Here is a 20,400-nt window from a genome sequence, read left to right as displayed (position 1 = left end):
TGGCGTGGGCGCACGCCGGGGCACGCCGCGGCGGCCGCAGGGCAACGCCGCGCTTCACGGCAGCCGGGGTACGCAGCGCAGCAGCGGGTCACCCGACGCGCGGCGGCGTCACTTGGTGGCGGTGGGAGCGCCCGGCTCGTCCTCGGTGCCCTCGGACAGGGTGTCGTGCACCCCGTCCGCGTACCCCCGGGCGTAGTCCCAGGTCACGTAGTGGTCCGGGTCGGGGTCGTACGCGGGCTCGTGCACCCGGGGCCGACCGGAGTTGAGCAGGTGCCGCAGGTTGCCGCGGAGCAGGTCCCAGTCGAAGTAGTGCGGCTCGCGGCAGTCCTCGCATTCGATCACCAGCCCGCGGACCCCGATTGGGGCCAGCAGAGCCTGGTAGATCTCCAGATCCGCGAGGTCCTCCAGCACATCCTGCCGCTCGACGTCGGTCAGCGGATCCGGCGTCGCGTCATCGCCCGGGTCATCCAGACCCGCGGTCGGATCGGCCGGGTCGCCATTGAACGGGTCGATGGGCTCGTCGTGCACCCCCTCACCGTAGACCCAACCCGGCGCGAACGTCCGCCCCCCGGCCTCCGCGCCGGGCCGGCCCGCCACGGACGGGTCGCCCAGCTCACTGGGTACGATGAGGCGACGTGCCGGCACCGTGGCGCGCTCCGGTGCCCGCCCGCGCCACCTCGCTGAAGCCCATCCGAGCAGCTCAGGGGAGCAATCGTGGAAAATTCGCCCAGCACCGATCTTCCGGCCGGCGTCGAGCACGCCGACCTGGGCGGCCACCTGCCCGAGCTGCCGGCCGGCTCCGCACGGGTGGTTCCGCTCGGCCTCACCTTCGACGACGTGCTGCTTCAGCCGGGCGAGTCGGACGTGGTGCCCAGTCGGGTCAACACCCGGACGAAGCTCACCCGCAACATCGAGTTGTCCATTCCGCTGCTGTCCAGCGCGATGGACACGGTGACCGAGGCCCGGATGGCGATTGCCATGGCCCGCCAGGGCGGCATCGGCGTGTTGCACCGCAACCTCTCCCTGGAGGACCAGGCCCTCCAGGTCGACCTGGTCAAGCGCTCCGAGTCCGGCATGATCACCAACCCGGTGACCGCCAGCCCGGACGACACGCTGCGCGAGGTCGACGAGCTGTGCGGGCGTTACCGCATCTCCGGCGTTCCGGTGGTGGACGGCGACGGCCAGTTGGTCGGCATCGTCACCAACCGGGACATGCGGTTCGTCTCCGAGCCGAACACGCCGGTCCGCGAGATCATGACCCACACCCCGTTGGTCACCGCGCGGGTCGGGGTGAGCAAGGACGACGCCCTGGCGCTGCTGCGTCAGCACAAGGTCGAGAAGCTGCCGATCGTCGACGACTCGGGTCGGCTGCGCGGCCTGATCACCGTGAAGGACTTCACGAAGAGCGAGCAGTACCCGGACGCCAGCAAGGACGACGCCGGCCGGCTGCGGGTCGCCGCCGCCATCGGTGTGGGCGAGGACGCCTACAAGCGGGCCCGTGCTCTGGTCGACGCGGGCGTCGACGTGCTGATCGTGGACACCGCGCACGGCCACCAGCGGGCCGTGCTGGACATGGTCCGCCGGCTCAAGGCCGACGTGACGGTCGACATCATGGGCGGCAACGTGGCCACGTACGCCGGCGCGAAGGCGCTTGTCGACGCGGGCGCGGACGGCGTCAAGGTGGGTGTGGGGCCGGGCGCGATCTGCACCACCCGGATCGTCGCCGGGGTCGGCGTGCCGCAGGTGACCGCGATCATGGAGGCGGCCCGGGCCGCCCGCCCGGCCGGTGTGCCGGTGATCGGCGACGGCGGCATCCAGTATTCCGGCGACATCGCCAAGGCCCTGGTGGCCGGCGCCGACACGGTGATGCTCGGCAGTCTGCTGGCCGGCTGCGAGGAGAGCCCCGGCGAGCTGATCTTCGTCAACGGTAAGCAGTTCAAGACGTACCGCGGGATGGGGTCGCTCGGCGCGATGCAGTCCCGGGGCCAGGCCAAGTCGTACAGCAAGGACCGCTACTTCCAGCAGGACGTGCTCAGCGACGACAAGCTGGTCCCCGAGGGCGTGGAGGGTCAGGTGCCCTACCGGGGGCCGCTCTCCCGGGTGGCCCACCAGCTGGTCGGCGGTCTGCGACTGGCCATGGGGTACGCCGGTGCGGAGAACATCCCCGATCTGCACCGCCGGGGCCAGCTCATCCGGATCACCGCGGCTGGCCTGAAGGAGAGCCACCCGCACGACATCCAGATGACCGTCGAGGCGCCCAACTACCACACCCGCTGACCCATCACCCCCAACCACCTGGAGTCCCCCATGCGTGACGTGGTCGAGATCGGGCTGGGCAAGACCGCGCAGCGCGGCTACCACCTGGACGACATCGCCATCGTGCCGAGCCGCCGTACCCGGGACGTCGATGACGTGTCGACGTCCTGGCAGCTCGACGCGTACCCGTTCGGCATCCCGTGCGTCGGGCACCCCTCCGACGCCACCATGAGCCCGTCCTCGGCGGTGCGTCTCGGTCAGCTCGGCGGCCTCGGCGTGCTCAACGTCGAGGGGCTCTGGACCCGCTACGAGAACCCGACGAAGGTGCTGGACGAGCTGGCCGGCCTCGACGAGGAGGCCCGCGCCACCAAGCGGCTCCAGGAGGTGTACGCCGAGCCGATCCGCCCGGACCTGATCGCGGAGCGGGTCCGTGAGCTGCGCGCCGGTGGCGGCACGGTGGCGGTGCGGGTCTCCCCGCAGCACACCCTCGCGCTGGCGCCGGTGATCCTTGACGCCGGGGTGGACATCCTGGTCATCCAGGGCACCATCGTCTCGGCCGAGCACGTGTCGACCACCGACGAGCCGCTGAACCTCAAGGAGTTCATCGCCGACCTCGACCTGCCGGTGATCGTCGGTGGCTGCACGGACTACAAGACGGCGCTGCACCTGATGCGTACCGGCGCGGCCGGGGTGATCGTGGGCATCGGTGGTGACGAGTGGTCGACCACCGAGTCGGTGCTGGGCATCCGGGTGCCGATGGCCACCGCGATCGCCGACGCCGCGGCGGCCCGCCGTGACTACCTGGACGAGACCGGCGGCCGGTACGTGCACCTGATCGCCGACGGTGACATCCAGACCTCGGGCGACATCGCCAAGGCGCTCGGCTGCGGCGCGGACGCGGTGATGCTCGGTGAGCCGCTGTCGCTGTGCGACGAGGCCCCCGCCGGTGGTGCCTGGTGGCACTCGGCGGCGAGTCACCCGTCGCTGCCCCGGGGTGCCTTCGAGGTCTCCGGTGAGCCGCTCGGGTCGATGGAGCAGCTGCTCTTCGGGCCGGCGGACGAGGCCGACGGTCAGCTCAACCTGTTCGGCGGGCTGCGGCGGGCGATGGCCAAGTGCGGTTACCGCGACCTGAAGGAGTTCCAGAAGGTCGGTCTGGTCCTCGACCGCTGACCGATCCGTCAGACGCCGGAAGGCCGGCCCCGCAGCAGGCGGGGCCGGCCTTCGTCGCGTTCAGCCGGGAGTCACTTCTCCAGGTAGATGGTCAGGTCGGACATGTTGCGGTAGCTGGTCGCCGCGAAGTCGAGCGACTGGCCCTTGTTGTCCGCGCCGCCGGGGGCGGTGTCCATCTCCCAGTTGGCGTGGTGGAAGTTGCGCTCACCGATGGTCTGGAAGAACTGCTGGAAGTTGAGGTCGCCGTCGCCCAGCGGGGTCATCTGGTATCCGTTGGGCACGCTGGTGTCCCGGTCGCCGTCCTTGGCGTGGAAGAGCGGGAACCGGGTGGTCCGGTCGGCCACGGTGAGGATCGGGTCGAACAGGTCGGTCACCTCCTGGCCGGCCGGGTTGACGTACTTCTGGTGCTTGTAGCGGGCCACGTAGGCCCAGTAGATGTCCAGCTCGAAGAAGACGTACCGCGGGTCGGTGATCTCGAAGAAGTACTCCAGTCGGCGGATGCCGGAGGACCGGGTCTGCCGGCCCTGCGCGTCGCGCGGGCCCCGGTCGATCAGGAAGCTGTACGCGGCGTCGTGGTTGTGCGTGTAGAGCCGCATGCCCCGGGCCCTGGCCTGCCGGCCCAGCTCGTTCCAGATGTCCGCGGCGGCGTCCCACTCGGCCTTGTACGCGCTGCTGGTCGGGTCGCTGCCGGTGCCGATGTTCTTCATGCCGAGTTCCTCGGCGATGTCCAGTTGTTGCTGGAAGGTGGCCGGCTGGATCGAGGCGTGCGTGCCGTTGGCCACCAGACCGTTGTCGTCGAGGATCTTGCGGATCTCGGCGGGGGTGATCTGCCGACCGAGGATCTCGGTGCTCTGGGTGTAGCCGGCGAACTCGATCTCCTTGTAGCCGATCTCGGCGAGTCGAGCGAGGACGCGCTCGAAGCCGTACGGCACCCCGCTGTCGTCGGGCGCGGCGGTGATCCGGTCGCGGACGCTGTAGAGGATGATGCCGCGGTTCTTGGCCGGGATCAGCGGTTCGACCCGCAGCTTGCTGGCGTTGCCGGGGTTGGCGAGTGCCGGGGTGCCGGTGGCGAGGACGGGTAATCCGGCCGCGCCGATCGCGGCGGCAGCCCCGGCGGAGGCGGCGAGCAGGGATCGGCGGCTGAGCCGGCCGGTGGGGGTGGCGTCGGGGGCGGTGTGGTCTGGCATGGTTCCACCTTTCGCGACGGTGGTCGGAGACAGACACTAACGTCGGTCTAAGTCGAAAGAAAGGTTCGATCGACGGCAGCTTTTGTTCGATTCAACGAAAGTCACTGATGATCGTCGATACCGGCCGCGCGGCCGACGATGCTGACTACGCTCGTCCTGACCGGAACGCCGCAGCGCCGGGCAAGGCCGCAGCGCCGCAGGAGGGGTGGGCATGGTCCTGACCGGACGGAGACTGCGCGTCGCCGCCGCGCTGACCTGCGCGATTGGGCTGGCCGCCACCGGTTGTACGGGTGACGACCGCGACGGCTTCCGGCCCGGTGCGGCCGACGTCGGCGACCCGTACGTGCCGGGGCACGGCAACGGCGGGTACGACGTCGGGCACTACGGCCTCGACGTCCGCTACGACCCGTCGACCGACCGGCTGACCGGTCGAGCCGTCATCACGGCCACCGCCACCCAGGACCTGTCCCGGTTCAATCTGGACCTGGTCGGCCTGGAGGTCCGGGCTGTCGACGTGGGTGACGCGGCGGCCGAGCACCGGCGCGGCGACGGCGAGCTGGTGGTGACGCCCCGCGACGGCCTGCCGCGCGGCCGGCAGTTCACCGTGACGGTCGAGTACGCGGGCGTCCCCACGGCCGTCGACGACGGGGCGTTGGGCAGCGGCGGTTTCCTGCACACCGCCGACGGCGCGGTGGCGCTCGGCCAACCCGACTCGGCCGCCACCTGGTTCCCGGTCAACGACCACCCGTCCGACAAGGCCACCTACGACCTGGCGGTGACCGTTCCGGACGGCCTGGCCGCGCTGAGCAACGGCGTACCCGGGCCGAAGAGCAGCGCCGACGGCTGGACCACCTGGCGCTGGTCGGAGCGCGCCCCGATGGCCAGCTACCTGAGCACGCTCGTGATCGGTGACTACCGGGTGGTGACCGGCACCCACGCCGGCCGGCCGATGGTCACGGCGGTGGCCGCGAGCCTGCCGGCGACTGGCGGCGCGGCCACCTCGCTGGCCCGCACCGGTGCGATCGTCGACTTCCTGGCCAGCCGCTTCGGCCCGTACCCGTTCGACTCGTACGGGGGGATCGTGATCGCCGACGAGCGGATCGGGTACGCGCTGGAGACCCAGTCCCGGCCGGTCTACGGGCCGGCTTTCTTCTCCGACGACCAGCCGAACCCGAGCGTCGTCGCGCACGAGTTGGCGCACCAGTGGTTCGGCGACAGCGTGTCACTGACCAGGTGGGGCGACATCTGGCTCAACGAGGGCTTCGCCAGCTACGCCGAGTGGCTGTGGGAGGAGCACGACGGCGGCCGGACCGCCCAGCGCAACTTCGAGATCCAGTACGCGGCGACCGACTGGGCCCAGCCGTCGGTCGAGCCGGGCCGGGAGCAGATGTTCGGCACGGCCGTCTACAAGCGTGGGGCGCTCGCCGTGCACGCGTTGCGCCGGACCGTCGGTGACGACCTCTTCTTCCGCATCCTGCGCACCTGGACCAGCGAGCGGGCGGCCGGCAACGCGACCACCGCGGACCTCGTCGCGCTGGCCGAGCGGGTCGCCGGGCGGCAACTGCGTCCGCTCTTCGACGCCTGGTTGGTGGGTGGGTCGGCCCCCACACTGCCGTGACCCGGCCCCGCCGCCCGGTCGATATGCTGCCGCCTGCGAACGGCGGGTAGGTGCCCGTTCGCGCGGAGCGGCGGAGGCCGTAACCGGCCACCGTGCGGAAAGGGTGTGGGATGCGGGGGACGCGGCACAGACTGCGAATGGGTGCCGGCCTGCTGGTGACCGGTGCGCTCGCACTGTCCGGATGCGACTCGACAGCCCCGGAGGCGGCGTTACCACCGAGCGCGTCCCCCACGCCGTCGCGGACGTTCACCGCGGGCGCTGACGGGATCGGCGACGCCTACTTCCCGACCTACGGCAACGGCGGCTACGACGTCGCGCGGTACACGGTCAAGGTGCGCTACGACCCGGCCAAGGACCAGTTGACGGGTACGACCACCGTGCGGGCCACCGCGACCGCCGACCTGTCGACGTTCAACCTCGACCTGGCCGGCCTGACCGTCAGCGCGGTCACCGTGGACGGCGCACCGGCGACCCACAGCCGTAAGCGGAACGAGCTGGTGATCAAGCCGGCTTCCGGTCTGATCAACGGCAACGGGTTCGTCGCCGAGATCACCTACGCCGGCAAGCCGAAGCCGCTGAAGAACGAGGCGCTCGGTGACGGCGGCTTCCTGCACACCGCCGACGGTGCCATCGCGCTGGGCCAGCCCGAGTCGGCCAGCACCTGGTTCCCGGTCAACGACCACCCGTCGGACAAGGCGGCCTACGACTTCGAGGTCACCGTCCCGGACGGCCTGACCGCGATCAGCAACGGCGTTCCCGGCGGCAAGGCCAGTACGGGCGGTTGGACCACCTGGAAGTGGTCGGAGAAGTCGCCGATGGCCAGCTATCTGAGCACGCTGGTGATCGGCAAGTTCCGGATCACCACCGGCGAGCACAAGGGCCGCCCGGTCTACAACGCGGTCACCACCACCGAGGCCAAGGGAAACGCGGACGCGTCCATCGCGCGGACCGTGGAGGTGGCCGACTACCTGGAGAGTGTGTTCGGGCCGTACCCGTTCGACGCGTACGGCGGGGTGGTGATCTCCGACAGCCGGATCTCCTACGCGCTGGAGACGCAGAGCCGACCGGTCTACGCGGCGAGCTTCTTCCGGCAGGGCGAGAACACCGAGGTCGTCGCCCACGAGTTGGCCCACCAGTGGTTCGGCGACAGCGTCGCGTTGGCCAAGTGGGAGGACATCTGGCTCAACGAGGGCTTCGCGACGTACGCGGAGTGGCTCTGGGCCGAGCACACCGGGGCGTACACCGCCAAGGAGGCGTTCGACAGCCGGTACGCCGAGATGTCCGCGCAGGTGTGGAGGACACCGCCGGGCAAGCCGGGTGCGGAGAAGCTCTTCAGCGAGTCGGTCTACCAGCGCGGCGGCATGACCCTGCACGCCCTGCGGGTGGCCGTCGGCGACAAGGCATTCTTCGAGATCGTCAAGACCTGGGCGGCGGAGAAGCGCGACGGCACCGCCACCACGGCCGAGTTCGTGGCCCTGGCCGAGCGGATCTCCGGCAAGCAGCTCGACGCGATCTTCGACGCCTGGCTCTACGACACCAGGAAGCCCGCCCTGCCCAAGCGGCTCTGAGCCGCGGTCAGTTCTTGACCACCAGGGCGGGGTGGGCGGCCAGGTACGCGTCGGCGCGGCCGGCGCGGAGTTCGGTGAGGAACTTGCGGCCCTCGGTGGTCAGCTGTTCGCCCCGGTAGGCGCTGCCCTTGCCGACGCCGGAACCGGGCAGCCCGACCAGCGTGAAACGGTTCTCCGGCAGGCCACCGAGGGCGTACGCGATGTCGACGATCCGGCGCCCGCCCACGTAGACAAGCGTGTCGCCCAGCGCGGAGACCACCTGGTCGACGCGTTCCGGTTGCCGGGCCAGGCCCTCGTCCAGGATCTTGCGGGTCATCGCCCGAATCAACTGCTGCTGGTGACGCTGCCGTGCGTAGTCACCGCCGGTGATGTAGCGCTGCCGCGCGTAGTCCAGCGCCTGCCAGCCGTTGAGGTGCCGGTCGCCCTTCTCGTAGACCTGCTGCGGCCCCTTGTACCCGCCCGGCGCGCTCTCCCGGTACTTGCCGTCCGGTCGGCGGTGCAGCGACTCGACCCGCTGGTCGACGTAGATGTCCACCCCGCCCAGGGCGTTGACCAGCCGGTCGAACCCGTTGAAGGTGAGCACCGCGCCCGCGTCGATGCGTAGCCCCGTGTAGCCGCTGACCGTGCTGCGCAGCAGCTCGTACCCCTGGGCTGTGCTGGGTTGTTTGGGTTTGCCCGGCACCCGGCTGCCGAAGCTCATGGCGTGCGTGAGCTTGGTCTTGCCGCCCTTGTAGCCGGCCTTCGGGAACGCCGGGATGTCCACCAGGAGGTCGCGGGGGAGCGAGAAGAGGTACGCCCGACCCAACCCCTTGGGTACGTGCAGCACCAGCACGGCGTCACCGTGCGGCTCCCAGCCGGGCACGCTGACCCGGGTGTCCACTCCGACCAGCAGCAGGTTGAGCGGGCCGGTGATGTCCGCGCCCGGCGGCGGACCGCTGGGGCTCGGGGTCGGCGTGCCAACCGGTGACGGGGTGGGTGAGCCGGCCACCGGCGCGCCGCCCGGCTTGTGGTCGCCGGTCAGCCGGGTGATCACCACCGTGCCGCCCGCGATCAGCGCGACGACGGCGAGGGCCGCCAGCCCCAGCAGCAGCCACCGTCGGCGCGGCGCCATCGACCCGAGAACCATCTTGGATTCCTTCCACCCGTCTGGTGAACAACGCTCCGACGGGTGCTCCCGGTTGCGGCCGGGAGGCGCCGGGGTCGGTCGGCCGGAGCATGATCGCGCGAAAAGTGCCGCTGGCGCGAGCGCTACTCGCGAGTAATGATGCGTCCATGCGGTACGACGTGGTCGTCATCGGGTCCGGCTTCGGTGGCAGCGTCACCGCGCTCCGACTGGCCGAGAAGGGTTACTCGGTCGCGGTGCTGGAAGCCGGCCGCCGCTTCGCCGACGACGAGTTCCCGCAGACGTCCTGGCGGGTCCGCCGGTTCCTCTGGGCACCGAGGCTGGGCTGCTACGGCATCCAACGACTCACCCTGCTCCGCCCGGCCGACCGACGGTCCGGCGGCGGGGTGCTGGTGCTCTCCGGCGCCGGGGTGGGCGGCGGCTCACTGGTCTACGCGAACACCCTCTACGAACCGCTGCCGGCCTTCTACGACGACCCGCAGTGGCGGGACATCACCGACTGGCGCGACGAGTTGGCCCACCACTACGACCAGGCGAAACGGATGCTCGGCGTCAACACGTACCCGGTGCAAACCGGCGCGGACCGCGCCATGCGCGCGGTGGCCGAGCGGATGGGGGTGGGGCACACCTTCCACGCCACCCCGGTGGGCGTGCACATCGGCCGGCCCGGCCAACGGGTCGCCGACCCGTACTTCGGCGGTGCCGGCCCGGAACGCACCGGCTGCCTGCACTGCGGCTCGTGCATGACCGGCTGCCGGCACGGGGCGAAGAACACGCTGGTGAAGAACTACCTCTGGCTCGCCGAACGGCTCGGGGTCACGGTCGGGCAGCTGACCACGGTGACCGCGGTCCGGCCCGCCGACGGCGGAGGGTACGAGGTGCACACCGAACGCACCGGCTCCTGGCTGCGCAAGGGTCGGCAGGTCATCCACGCCGACCAGGTGGTCTTCGCGGCCGGGGCGCTCGGCACCCAGCGGCTGCTGCACGCGATGCGGGCCGACGGGGCGCTACCCGGGCTCTCGCCCCGCCTCGGCGAGCTGACCCGGACCAACTCGGAGGCGATCCTCGGCGCCTCGGTGCCCCGCCGACGGGCCCGGTCCGAGCGGTTGGACTACACCGAGGGGGTGGCCATCACCAGCTCGTTCCACCCCGACCCGCAGACGCACATCGAGCCGGTCCGCTACGGGCGGGGCTCCAACGCGATGGGGCTGCTCCAGTCGCTGCTTGTCGACGGCGGCCCACACCGGGTACGCCGCTGGCTGGGCAGTATCGTGCGCCAGCCCCGGTTGGCGGCGCGGATGCTGTCGGTACGCGGCTGGTCGGAACGGACGGTGATCGCCCTGGTCATGCAGTCGGTGGACAACTCGCTGACCACCCGGTGGCGGCGTGGCCCGCTCGGCCGCAGATTGGTGACCGGCCCGGGCCACGGCACGCCCAGCCCGACCTGGATCCCGGCCGGCAACACCGCGGCCCGGATGCTCGCCGAGGAGATCGGCGGCACCCCCGGCGGCTCGCTCACCGAACCCTTCGACATCCCGATGACCGCGCACATCCTCGGCGGAGCGGTCATCGGGGCCACCCCGGCCGACGGGGTGATCGACCCCTGGCACCGGGTGTACGGGCACGCCGGGCTGCACGTGGTCGACGGCGCCGCCGTCTCGGCCAACCTGGGCGTGAACCCCTCGCTGACCATCACCGCCCAGGCCGAACGGGCGATGTCCTACTGGCCCAACCGGGGCGAGCCGGACCCCCGCCCGGCGCTCGGCTCGCCGTACCGCCGCCTCGCACCCGTACCCCCGCAGAACCCGGCCGTCCCGGCGGACGCCCCGGGCGCGCTGCGTTCCTGAACCCCGCCGGCCTCCACGGCGAGCCGGTGCCGGCAGCGGCCGTGACTGTCGGTAGGCTTCGTGCACATGAGCCTGCCTCGCCCCGTCCTCGTGGTGGACTTCGGAGCCCAGTACGCCCAGCTCATCGCCCGCCGGGTCCGTGAGGCGAAGGTCTACTCCGAGATCGTGCCGCACTCGATGCCGATCGCCGAGATGCTGGCGAAGAACCCCGCCGCGATCATCCTCTCCGGTGGCCCGTCCAGCGTCTACGCCCCGGACGCGCCGCAGATCGACGCGGGCTTGTTCAACGCCGACGTGCCGGTCTTCGGCATCTGCTACGGCTTCCAGGCGATGGCCCAGGCGCTCGGCGGCACGGTCACCAGGACCGGCAACCGTGAGTACGGCGGCACCCCACTGCGCCCCCGCCTCCTCGACCCCGGTGTGCTGCTGCGTGACCTGCCGGCGGACCTGCCGGTCTGGATGAGCCACGGCGACTGCGTCACCGAGGCGCCCGAGGGCTTCACGGTGACTGCCGAGTCGGCGGGCGCGCCGGTCGCCGCCTTCGAGGACCTCGCCGGGCGTCGGGCCGGCGTGCAGTTCCACCCGGAGGTCGGGCACACCGCGCACGGCCAGGAGATGCTGACCCGCTTCCTCTACGACATCGCCGGCATCGAGCCGACCTGGACGCCCGAGAACATCATCGACGAGCAGGTCGCCCGGATCCGCGCCCAGATCGGCGACAAGGAGGTCATCTGCGGCCTCTCCGGCGGGGTGGACTCGGCCGTCGCCGCGGCGCTCGTGCACAAGGCGGTCGGTGACCAGCTCACCTGCGTCTTTGTCGATCACGGCCTGCTGCGTGCCGGCGAGGCCGAGCAGGTGGAGAAGGACTACGTCGCCGCCACCGGCATCAAGCTGAAGGTGGTCGACGCCGCCGACAGGTTCCTCGGCGCGCTCGCCGGGGTGACCGACCCGGAGCAGAAGCGCAAGATCATTGGTCGGGAGTTCATCCGGGTCTTCGAGGCGGCGGCCCGCGAGATCGCCGCCCACGGCGACGTCGAGTTCCTCGTCCAGGGCACCCTCTACCCCGACGTGGTGGAGTCCGGCGGCGGCACCGGCACCGCCAACATCAAGAGCCACCACAACGTCGGCGGGCTCCCGGAGGACCTGAAGTTCGCGCTTGTCGAGCCGCTGCGCACCCTGTTCAAGGACGAGGTCCGGGCGCTCGGTCTCCAGCTGGGCCTGCCCGAGGCGATGGTCTGGCGGCACCCGTTCCCCGGCCCCGGCCTGGCCATCCGGATCATCGGCGCGGTCGACCAGGAGCGCCTCGACCTGCTCCGCCAGGCCGACCTGATCGCCCGCGAGGAGCTGACCGCCGCCGGCCTCGACCGGGGTGTCTGGCAGTTCCCGGTGGTGCTGCTCGCCGACGTGCGCAGCGTCGGCGTGCAGGGAGACGGGCGCAGCTACGGGCACCCCGTGGTGCTGCGCCCGGTCTCCAGCGAGGACGCGATGACCGCCGACTGGTCCCGGCTGCCCTACGACGTGGTGGCCCGGATCTCCACCCGGATCACCAACGAGGTCGCCGAGGTCAACCGGGTCGTCCTGGACGTCACCAGCAAGCCGCCGGGCACCATCGAGTGGGAGTGAACGCCGCTCAGGCGGCCGGCGGCGTGCTGGACGGGGTCGTCGGCGGGTAGGGCGGCGTCGGGGCGTACCCCTGCGGTGGCCCGCCGGGCGCGGGCCCGGCGGTGGGCGGCGGTCCGTGCTGCGGCGCGACGCCCGCCGCGTGCGGCCAGGCCGGCGCGCCGGTGGGCTCCTCCGGCATCAAGAACCACATGATCGGGTACGCGAACAGCGCGAGCCCGCCGGTGAGCAGGCCGGTGACCGCGAAGATCACCCGGACCAGGGTGGGATCGACGGCGAAGTAGCGGCCGACGCCGCTGGCGACCCCGGCGACCATGCGGTCGGTGGTGGGTCGCCGAAGCTGCTTGTACGGGGCGCGGGGAGCGGTGGTCGATGTCATACCCCCACGGTCCGCGCTGGCGCCCGGCCCGCCCTCGGTGACCGCCCGGATCCTTACCCTGACCAATCCCTGACCGGGACTGGATAGTCAGGAATCCGACTCTTTTCCGTTCCGGTAACCCGGCCCGGGGAGAATTTGCTCCCGTGACCACCTTGCTCAAGCCGCTCCGCAGGATCGCGGCATACGCAGTTTGCGCTGATTCAAGCGGCCGAGTCTTGCTGGTCCGCGCATCGGAGCGCTCCGGCACCCCCGGCGCGTGGTCCCTCCCCGGCGGGGCGGTCGACCACGGCGAGGACCCGAACCACACGGTCGTTCGCGAGACCGCCGCCGAAACCGGCCTCTCGGTCGCCGTCTCCGGCCTGGCCGACGTGCTCGCCGACATGCGGGCACTCCCGGACCGCGGCATCACCATCCACACCGACCGGCTGATCTACCGGGTGGTCGTGCGCGGCGGCACCCTCGCCGACCGGGTCGGCGAACGCCCCACCGACCTGGCCCGGTGGTACACCCTCGACGAGGCGCGCGAGCTGCCGCTGCGCTCGTTCACCGCACGCGCCCTCGGGCTGCCCGCATCGTCGGCCGACGTGGTGCCCGACGAGGCACCCGAGTTCCCGTCCTTCTACGCCGTGCCCGGCCCCGACGGGCTGCACCGGGCCCAGCGCTTCGCCGCGTACGCGGTCTGCACCGACCCCGACGGTCGAGTACTGCTCACCCGCATCTCCGACGGCTACCCCGGCGCCGGCTGCTGGCACCTGCCCGGCGGCGGCACCGACTACGGCGAGCAGCCCGGCGCGGCACTCATCCGCGAACTGGTCGAGGAGACCGGCCAAGCTGGTCGCCTCGTCGAGCTGCTCGGAGTCGCCAGCCACCGCGACGCCGCCTCGCTCGGCCCCGAGGGCTACCCGATCGACTGGCACGGCGTACGCGCCTTCTACCGGGTCGTCGTCGACCAGCCCAACCCACTGACCGTGGCCGACGTGGGCGGCTCCACCTGCGAGGCCCGCTGGTTCGGCCGAGAGGAGCTGGGCGCCCTCCCCACCGACCGCCTCACCGAAGTGACCGCCGAGGCAGTCCAAGCAGCTCAACTCACCTGACCCCGCCCGCTCCGTCAGCCGCCTTAGCGGCTGGCGGCTGGCGGCTCGTGGCTGGCGGCTCGCGGCTCGTGGCTCGTGGCTGGCGGCTCGTGGCTCGTGGCTCGTGGCTGGCGGCTCGTGGCTGGCGGCTCGCGGCTCGGCAAGATCGTGCTCGAAGCAGGATGTAGTGGCCTCATCGACGCCCCGATGCCACTACATCCTGGATGTTGCGCGATCTTGGGCTCGGAACGCCCCGCAGGGACCATCCGCACGGGCGCTCCGGGCCGGCAGTCCTCGGCCCACCCGAAGCCGCCCCGTGATCCACTCGCTTTCACGGAAGTCGCGCTTTCCGCCTCGCTCGGACACCGGGTTTTCAAGGAAGCCGAGTCGATCACGCCGCAAAACCGGACACGCGTGCGCTGGGATGCCGCGCCTTCCGTGAAGCCGAGTTGATCACTGCTCGTCTCGACTGGCGCGACGCGAATGGACTCCACAATGAGGGCTAATGGAGTGAAGCGGACAGCCAGGCGAATCAGGTAAGCCGTTCTTATGGGTCTAAACGGTCATGGCCTGTGGGTGCTCGCTCGGCCCGGGCGGCCTCGGCTCGCCAGCTCTGCCAGTTTCCCGCACGCTGTCTCACGTTGATCATGAGTTTATTGTCGGGGCGCGAGATGGATGGCGATAACTTCATGATCAACGGGTCTGTGCGAAACCGGGGGGTGGCAGGGGTGCAACTGACGCGGCGGGTTGGGGCCTATGGGCTTGTGTGGGATGCGGGCCGGGTCTTGGTGGTTCGGGACGGGGTGGAGGGTGAGTTTCCCGAGCTCTGGCGGTTGCCGGGCGGTGCCGTTGGGCATGCTGAGGACCCGACGCACGCCGTGGTCCGCGAGGTTGCCGACCAGGTCGGGCTGACGGTGACGGTGACCCGGCTACTCGCTGTGGTTGCCGATGTCGCCACCTTTTCCGAGGACAAGGTCGCCCTGCACACCGACCGGCTGCTGTTCGAACTCGGCACGCCCCGCGGCGCGCGTGTCGAGGGCGGGTTGCGGGGCTCGTCCGCCGCAGCGTCCTCGCTGGCGGGGGCCTCCATTGCGGTCGCGGCTGGTCTGGTTGATCGGGCTTGTTGGCTTTCGCTGGCGGAGGTGGCGCAGTTGCCGCTGACCCCGTTCACGGCCGAGGCGCTCGGCCTGCCGGTCACTCCACTGCCGCCCGGGGCGCGCCGATCGGGAGACCGGTTCCCGCCGCCGCACCCTGATCGTCGGCTGCGCTTCGGGGCGTACGGGCTGGTCACCGATCCTGCTGGGCGGATCCTGCTCACGCAGATCGCGGAGGGCTATCCGGGGGCCGGCCTGTGGCATCTGCCCGGCGGTGGCACCGATCACGGTGAGCAGCCGGCCACCGGGCTGCTGCGGGAGTTGGTCGAGGAGGGTGGGCAGGTGGGCCGGGTCGTGGAGCTTCTTGGGGTCAACAACCTGCACAATCCGGCCGCACTGGGCCCGGAGGGCCGGCCTCTGGACTGGCATGGCGTACGGGTGATCTATCGGGTGCTGGTGGACGTACCTACTGACGCGGTGGTCACCGAGTCGGCCGGAGGGTCGACGGCGCGGGCGGCTTGGTTCACCCGGGCCGAGGCGGTTGACCTGCCGTTGAGCGACATCGCTGCCGTGGCAATCGGACAGAGCGGCCGATAGCACCCCGCTCGGTGAGCCGCGATGGTGACCCTCCGGTACAGTCAAAGGCGGGAATGATGGAGGAAACGGGCGATGAAGCCCGGGATGGGAACAAGCGAGCGGTTCGAGCGGTTTAAGCCAGATACAAGTACCGCCGGCAGCTATCGCCAAGCCATGTTCCCCTATGCGATGGTGTACTCCGCAAAACGGCTGCCGGGCCATGCAAGGTCCGGCACGAGACAGCCGGGCACCCGCCACGTGGCGGCCAGCAGATCCGGTGATGGAGGAAAACGTGCCGAGAGCCCCATGGCGCCGGCGTCGTACTACTGACAGTCCGCGCCCCGCAGGGCGTCGCTGGGCGGGCCGGTTGCGCCGCAGCAGCACGTTCGCCCGCCAGGTGCTGTTGGTCCGGGTGGGTCGCCGCGACGGCGACCTGCACCCGGGTGACCTTGCCCCGACCGAGCACCGGTACGCCGACCGGCAGCGTCGTCGCTACGGCCTCGACCGGCTGAGCCGGCCGACACTGGGTGTGGACCCGACACTGGGCCTGGACCGGGCGGGCATCGAAGCGGTCATGCCGGTCAGCCCGGCGATGCCGCAGATGGTGCAGGCCGACGAGGTCGGGTCGATCCCGCTGCTCCCCGGCGAGCGCACCATGGCGCGCCGGATGAAGTTCGGCCTGGTGAATGCCTGCACGCTGGCCAGCCTGATGCTCGGCATGCTGGCGATCTTCCTGGCCATGCAGGGTGAGGTGCGCATCGCGGCGCTCTGCCTGATCGCCTGCGTCGGCTTCGACGGTCTGGACGGCGCGCTGGCCCGGCGGCTCGGTGTGGCCAGCCCGTTCGGCGCGCAGATGGACTCACTGGCCGACATGTGCTCGTTCGGCCTTGCCGCGCCGGTCGTGGTCTACGCCTCGCTCGCCGGCTCCGTCTCCACGGCCGCGGCAGCGGTGGCGTGCGCCCTGGTCGCGGCGTGTGCCGCGATCCGGCTGGCCCGCTTCAACGTCTCGCCGAAGGACGGCCGGTTCTTCTGCGGTGTGCCCACCACCATGGCGGCCGCCGTGCTCGCCGTGACCGTGGCGATCGGCCTGCCGGTGCCCGGCGCCGTGCTGGTCGCCGGGGTGGCGCTGCTGGCCTTCGCGATGGTGTCGAGCTTCCCGTACGCCAAGCTCGCCCGTCTGGTGAAGCTGCCGCCGTGGCTCTGGTTGGCTCCGGTGATCGGCGCGCTTGTCGACATCCGGCTCACGTTCGCCCTGATCGTGGTGGGCTACCTGGTCAGCGGGCCGGTTCTCTGGCTGCGGCAGCGTCGTACCGCCTGATCTGAGCAAAACGGAACGGGGCGCCGCGGACAGCGGCGCCCCGTTCTGCGTTCGCGGGTCAGCGCCAGCGGGCGATGACCGTGGACCCACCGACCACCTTGTCGCCCGGCCCGACCAGTGGCTCCGCGGCCTCGGCGGGCAGGTAGACGTCGGTCCGGGAGCCGAACCGGATCAGCCCGAAGCGCTCACCCTTGGCCAGCAGCGCGCCGATGGGCGCGCGCTGCACGATCCGGCGGGCGATCAGCCCGGTCCGCTGCGCGATCACCACCGTGCCGCGAGCGGTGTCCAGCACGGTGTACGCGGCGACGTTGTGCTCGGCGTCCGGCTTCATGGCGTTGACGAAGCCGCCGTCGGCGACGAAGTAGTCCACCACCTTGCCGGCGACCGGGGCGCGGTTGACGTGCACGTCCAGCACCGACAGGAACACCGCGATCCGTAGCCACTCGCCGTCGCCGAAGCGCTCGTCGTGCAGCCGCTGCACCGACAGGACCTTGCCGTCCGCGCTGGCGACCACGGCGCTCGGGTCCTCCGGCACGTCCCGCTCGGGATCCCGGAAGAACGCGGCGACCGGCCCGGCGGCGAGGGCCGGCAGCAGCCACAGCTTGGACGACGGGCGCGCCACCCGGGTCAGCGCCGCGAGGCCCAGTGCGATGCCCGCCGCCGCCACGCCGTTGGAGTCGATGTGCATGCCGCGGGTCACCGGCACACTCGACGGCCGGTACGCGGGGGCCAGGCTGTCGGCCGTGGCCGGGCTGGCCGGGGTGAACCGCAGTCGGTAGACCCGCACCGGTGGCGGGTTGCGCAGCACCAGGTCGGCGCCGACGCCGTAGAGGGCATCCTGTCGGGCCAACTCGGCGGCGGCGCCCTCGGTCCGGCCGGGCGTGGCGACGGTCGCCACGCTCAGCACCGCCCCGTCGGTCAGGTACTTGGCCAACCCCTCGATGCCGCTGCGGGTCGCCTCGGCGGTGCCGGTGAACACCTCGCCGGCGATGACGACTACGGCGGCCTCGGCTTCGGCCAGCGTGTCGACGACGCTCACCCGGTCGGCGACCCAGCGGCCCTGGGCGGTGACGTGCTCGCGGAGCGCCGCGGCACCGAACGGCTCGGCGGGCACCACGGTGAGCCGGTCACCGGGGAGCAGCGCCTCGACCGCCGCGGCCAGCACCGCGGAGTCCGGGTTCACCCCGACCAGCAGGGCGGCCTTGGCGTCGTTGATCCGGGCCAGCTCGGCGACGAGGGTACGGGCGGCTCGCTCGCCGATGCGGACCGGACCGGACCGGCCGGTGGTACGCACGGCGGGGGACTGGGTCATGTCGGGCGGGCTCCTGACGGGGGTAGAGACGGGAATCGCGGCGGGACCGCCATGGGCGGGACGGGCCGGCCGGCGGAGGCGAGATCTCCACCGGCCAGCATATGCGTCCGTCCGCGCCGGCCGCACCGCCGTGGGGATGCGGTGGACCGACGCGGCCAGGTGCCCGAGGTCAGGCGTCCCTGCGCGGACCCTCCCGTTCGTCGCCCGGCTGGTCGCTGACGGCCTCGACCGGGTGGTTGGACCGGGTCGGCTCGTCCTCGCCGAACGGCGTCGGGCGGGCGAGGTTCCCGATGGTGGGCTCCTCGTCTCCGTTGCCGGTTTGGCCGGGGACGGGCTCGGCCGGCGGCTCCGACGGCGGATGTGCCAGCCAGGCCGGGTGGATCACGTCGGTGGACGGCGCGTCCTCCCCCCGCACCTCGGTGGTCGGCGTCTCCAGCGTCCGGTCCGCGGAGCGCGTCGGGTCCGAGGTGAGCGTCGGGTCGGAGGTGAGCGTCGGGTCGGAGGTGAGCGTCGGGTCGGAGGTGAGCGTCGGGTCGGAGGTGAGGGTCGGGTGGGCGACGAGCGTCGGGTCCGAGGCGGGAGCGTCCCAGGTGGACCGTTCGGCTTCCCAGACCGGCAGGGCCGCGCCGGAGGTCGACGTGGCGGCGCCGGAGACCGGCAGGGGCGTACCGGAGACCGGTGCGCCGGAGACGGACGTGCCGGAGACCGGCGCGACGGCCTCGGCGGCAGTGGCGGTACCCCCGGCACCGGCGGTACCGGCCTCGACGGTCGGCTCCGGCTGGCTCGGGCGGCCCGAGCGCAGTGCGCCGACCAGCCCGAAGACCCCGATCAGGATGAGTGCGCCGGCCAGGAACCAGCCGACCGGCGGCAGCGCGAGCCCGAGCAGTTGGGCGAGCAGCCACCAGGCGGACAGCGCCAGGAACACGAGCCCGAACGCGAATGACACCAGATCCGTGCGGTGAGCCTTCACCGGGTCACCTCCAGGTTGCCGGCATTGACGTGGATGTAGAGGCGCAGGGTTCCGCCGCCGGGCCCGTCCGCGCCGACGTCGGTGGATTCCCGTAGGCGGCCGTCCAGCCCGCCGGAGCGGTTGCCGAAGATGGTGGCATCACCGGCGTTGACGTCGGCCACGGTGGTGACGTCGACGTTCGGCGGCACGACCACTGTCGCCTGGCCGAAGTTGACGGCCACGGTCACCTGGCTGTCCCGTTTCGCGAAGTCGATCCCGCGCAGGTCGAGCACGGCGTCACCGAAGCTGTTCTCGTACCGGTCGGCCAGGTCGCGGTAGTCGGTGGGCGCCCAGGTCACCGCGCCGTCGACACCCCGAATCCGGTCGTAGGACTCGGCGACGGTCGCCGTGCCCAGCGCCGCCGCGGTCACCAGACCGAGCGCGATGAGCCAGCGGGCCCGCCCGAACCACGTGCCAACCAGCAGCCCCAGCGCGATCGTGGCCAGCGCGGCCGCGAAGTACGCCGAGGCGCTGATGGCGAAGACGTCCAGCAGGTCGAGCAGGGCGACCAGACCGAGCACCAGGAAGATCAGCGAGAAGGTCACCGCGCCGAGCGGCGACCGCTCCTTGGGGCGCTTCGGTGGCTTCGGTGGCTTGGGCGGGGCGGGCGCGGCCGGGGGCGGGGAAGCGTACGGGCCGTGCGGCGCGAACGGGGCGCGGTAACCGGAGGGCGGCGGGGCGGTCGGATAGCCGGCCGGAGCAGCGGGTGTGCTGCTCACCGGTGCCGACGGCCAGCCAACGCTCGGCATCGCGGCGCTCGGCCAGCCGGGCTGGGCGGCCGTCGTGCCGGCCGGTTGCCCGGACACCGGGCCCATCCCGGACACCGGCTGCGCCGCGCTGGTCGGCGGCGCGTCGTACGCCGGGATGGTGACGGTGGGCGCTGCCCCCGTCGTCGCGGTGGCGTACCCCGGATCGGTGCTGAACATCGGCGGCGTCACCGCCGGGCCGGTCGGCGGCGCCGCGCCGTAGGACGGTGCGGGCCAGGTCACCGGTGGCACGACCGGACCGGCCGGGTTGCCGGGCGGTGCGGCGGGTGGCGGACCGCCCGGGGTGCCGGGCCGTGGGTTGCGGCCGTCCCGGTTGAGCAGGAGCGCGCCGGCGACCAGGATGGCCGCGCCGAGCAGCACCGCGCGGAAGGCTGCGGTGACGATGTACGCGAAGCTGGCCGCGACCAGGATGCCCAGGACGAACCCCGGCACCGGGGACATGCGGGAGCGACCACGGCCGAGGAGGGAACAACCCGGGACGCG

16 protein-coding genes are annotated in these 20,400 nt (G+C 71.9%); 9 read left to right on the top strand and 7 right to left on the bottom strand.

What is annotated here, in order from left to right:
• Positions 1–108: 108 nt before the first annotated feature.
• Positions 109–528, bottom strand: a complete 420-nt coding sequence (locus tag PSH25_RS04140) for a DUF5319 domain-containing protein (protein WP_030337860.1) — start codon at positions 526–528, stop codon at positions 109–111.
• A gap of 186 nt (positions 529–714) precedes the next feature.
• Here PSH25_RS04140 and guaB point away from each other — a divergent pair, with 186 nt between their 5' ends.
• Both guaB and PSH25_RS04130 read left to right on the top strand, forming a co-directional pair.
• On the top strand, positions 715–2,277 hold the full coding sequence (gene guaB, locus PSH25_RS04135) for an IMP dehydrogenase (RefSeq protein ID WP_091406429.1): 1,563 nt from the start codon (positions 715–717) through the stop codon (positions 2,275–2,277).
• Positions 2,278–2,307: 30 nt separating this feature from the next.
• The gene (locus PSH25_RS04130; protein WP_124778268.1) at positions 2,308–3,426 is read left to right on the top strand and encodes a GuaB3 family IMP dehydrogenase-related protein; all 1,119 of its coding nucleotides are present in this window, start codon (positions 2,308–2,310) and stop codon (positions 3,424–3,426) included.
• Between the two features lie 71 nt (positions 3,427–3,497).
• Here PSH25_RS04130 and PSH25_RS04125 read toward each other — a convergent pair whose 3' ends face one another.
• Positions 3,498–4,613, bottom strand: coding sequence for a sugar phosphate isomerase/epimerase family protein (locus tag PSH25_RS04125; protein WP_238657729.1), 1,116 nt, complete (start codon positions 4,611–4,613; stop codon positions 3,498–3,500).
• Between the two features lie 211 nt (positions 4,614–4,824).
• Here PSH25_RS04125 and PSH25_RS04120 point away from each other — a divergent pair, with 211 nt between their 5' ends.
• Both PSH25_RS04120 and PSH25_RS04115 read left to right on the top strand, forming a co-directional pair.
• The gene (locus PSH25_RS04120) at positions 4,825–6,231 is read left to right on the top strand and encodes a M1 family metallopeptidase (RefSeq protein WP_238657728.1); all 1,407 of its coding nucleotides are present in this window, start codon (positions 4,825–4,827) and stop codon (positions 6,229–6,231) included.
• A gap of 110 nt (positions 6,232–6,341) precedes the next feature.
• Positions 6,342–7,799 carry a M1 family metallopeptidase gene (locus PSH25_RS04115; RefSeq protein ID WP_238657727.1) on the top strand — a complete coding sequence of 486 codons (1,458 nt, stop codon included), beginning with the start codon at positions 6,342–6,344 and terminating at the stop codon, positions 7,797–7,799.
• 7 nt (positions 7,800–7,806) lie between these two features.
• Here PSH25_RS04115 and PSH25_RS04110 read toward each other — a convergent pair whose 3' ends face one another.
• On the bottom strand, positions 7,807–8,925 hold the full coding sequence (locus PSH25_RS04110) for an LCP family protein (protein WP_238657726.1): 1,119 nt from the start codon (positions 8,923–8,925) through the stop codon (positions 7,807–7,809).
• A 146-nt stretch (positions 8,926–9,071) separates the two neighbouring features.
• On the opposite strand from PSH25_RS04110, the gene PSH25_RS04105 reads away from it, so the two are divergent.
• Together PSH25_RS04105 and guaA are read left to right on the top strand one after the other, a co-directional pair.
• Positions 9,072–10,769, top strand: a complete 1,698-nt coding sequence (locus PSH25_RS04105) for an FAD-dependent oxidoreductase (RefSeq protein ID WP_238657725.1) — start codon at positions 9,072–9,074, stop codon at positions 10,767–10,769.
• A 66-nt stretch (positions 10,770–10,835) separates the two neighbouring features.
• Positions 10,836–12,392 carry a glutamine-hydrolyzing GMP synthase gene (guaA, locus tag PSH25_RS04100; protein WP_238657724.1) on the top strand — a complete coding sequence of 519 codons (1,557 nt, stop codon included), beginning with the start codon at positions 10,836–10,838 and terminating at the stop codon, positions 12,390–12,392.
• A 7-nt stretch (positions 12,393–12,399) separates the two neighbouring features.
• Here the strand turns inward: guaA and PSH25_RS04095 are convergent, their stop codons facing one another.
• Complete coding sequence (locus tag PSH25_RS04095) at positions 12,400–12,768, bottom strand: PspC domain-containing protein (protein ID WP_238657723.1); 369 nt, start codon at positions 12,766–12,768, stop codon at positions 12,400–12,402.
• Positions 12,769–12,911: 143 nt separating this feature from the next.
• Here PSH25_RS04095 and PSH25_RS04090 point away from each other — a divergent pair, with 143 nt between their 5' ends.
• From PSH25_RS04090 to PSH25_RS04080, 3 genes are all read left to right on the top strand, one after another.
• Complete coding sequence (locus PSH25_RS04090) at positions 12,912–13,862, top strand: NUDIX domain-containing protein (RefSeq protein ID WP_238657722.1); 951 nt, start codon at positions 12,912–12,914, stop codon at positions 13,860–13,862.
• A 707-nt stretch (positions 13,863–14,569) separates the two neighbouring features.
• Positions 14,570–15,532, top strand: a complete 963-nt coding sequence (locus tag PSH25_RS04085; RefSeq protein WP_238657721.1) for an NUDIX hydrolase — start codon at positions 14,570–14,572, stop codon at positions 15,530–15,532.
• Positions 15,533–15,878: 346 nt separating this feature from the next.
• A complete protein-coding gene (locus PSH25_RS04080) occupies positions 15,879–16,829 on the top strand; it encodes a CDP-alcohol phosphatidyltransferase family protein (RefSeq protein ID WP_238657720.1) in 951 nt (316 codons plus the stop codon).
• A 58-nt stretch (positions 16,830–16,887) separates the two neighbouring features.
• Here PSH25_RS04080 and PSH25_RS04075 read toward each other — a convergent pair whose 3' ends face one another.
• The 3 genes from PSH25_RS04075 to PSH25_RS04065 all read right to left on the bottom strand — a co-directional run.
• The gene (locus PSH25_RS04075; RefSeq protein WP_238657719.1) at positions 16,888–18,141 is read right to left on the bottom strand and encodes a phosphatidylserine decarboxylase; all 1,254 of its coding nucleotides are present in this window, start codon (positions 18,139–18,141) and stop codon (positions 16,888–16,890) included.
• A gap of 169 nt (positions 18,142–18,310) precedes the next feature.
• Entirely contained in the window at positions 18,311–19,111 is an 801-nt protein-coding gene (locus tag PSH25_RS04070) for a hypothetical protein (RefSeq protein ID WP_238657730.1), read from the bottom strand.
• The coding region (locus tag PSH25_RS04065; protein WP_238657718.1) for a LiaF domain-containing protein at positions 19,108–20,400 on the bottom strand (1,293 nt) is incomplete at its 5' end. The genes PSH25_RS04070 and PSH25_RS04065, both read right to left, overlap by 4 nt.

The sequence above is a fragment of the Micromonospora foliorum genome (assembly GCF_022229015.1).
In the GTDB taxonomy this organism is placed as follows: domain Bacteria; phylum Actinomycetota; class Actinomycetes; order Mycobacteriales; family Micromonosporaceae; genus Micromonospora; species Micromonospora foliorum.
Note: the sequence above shows the minus strand (reverse complement) of the source record. Positions and strands in the feature narration are given on the sequence as shown.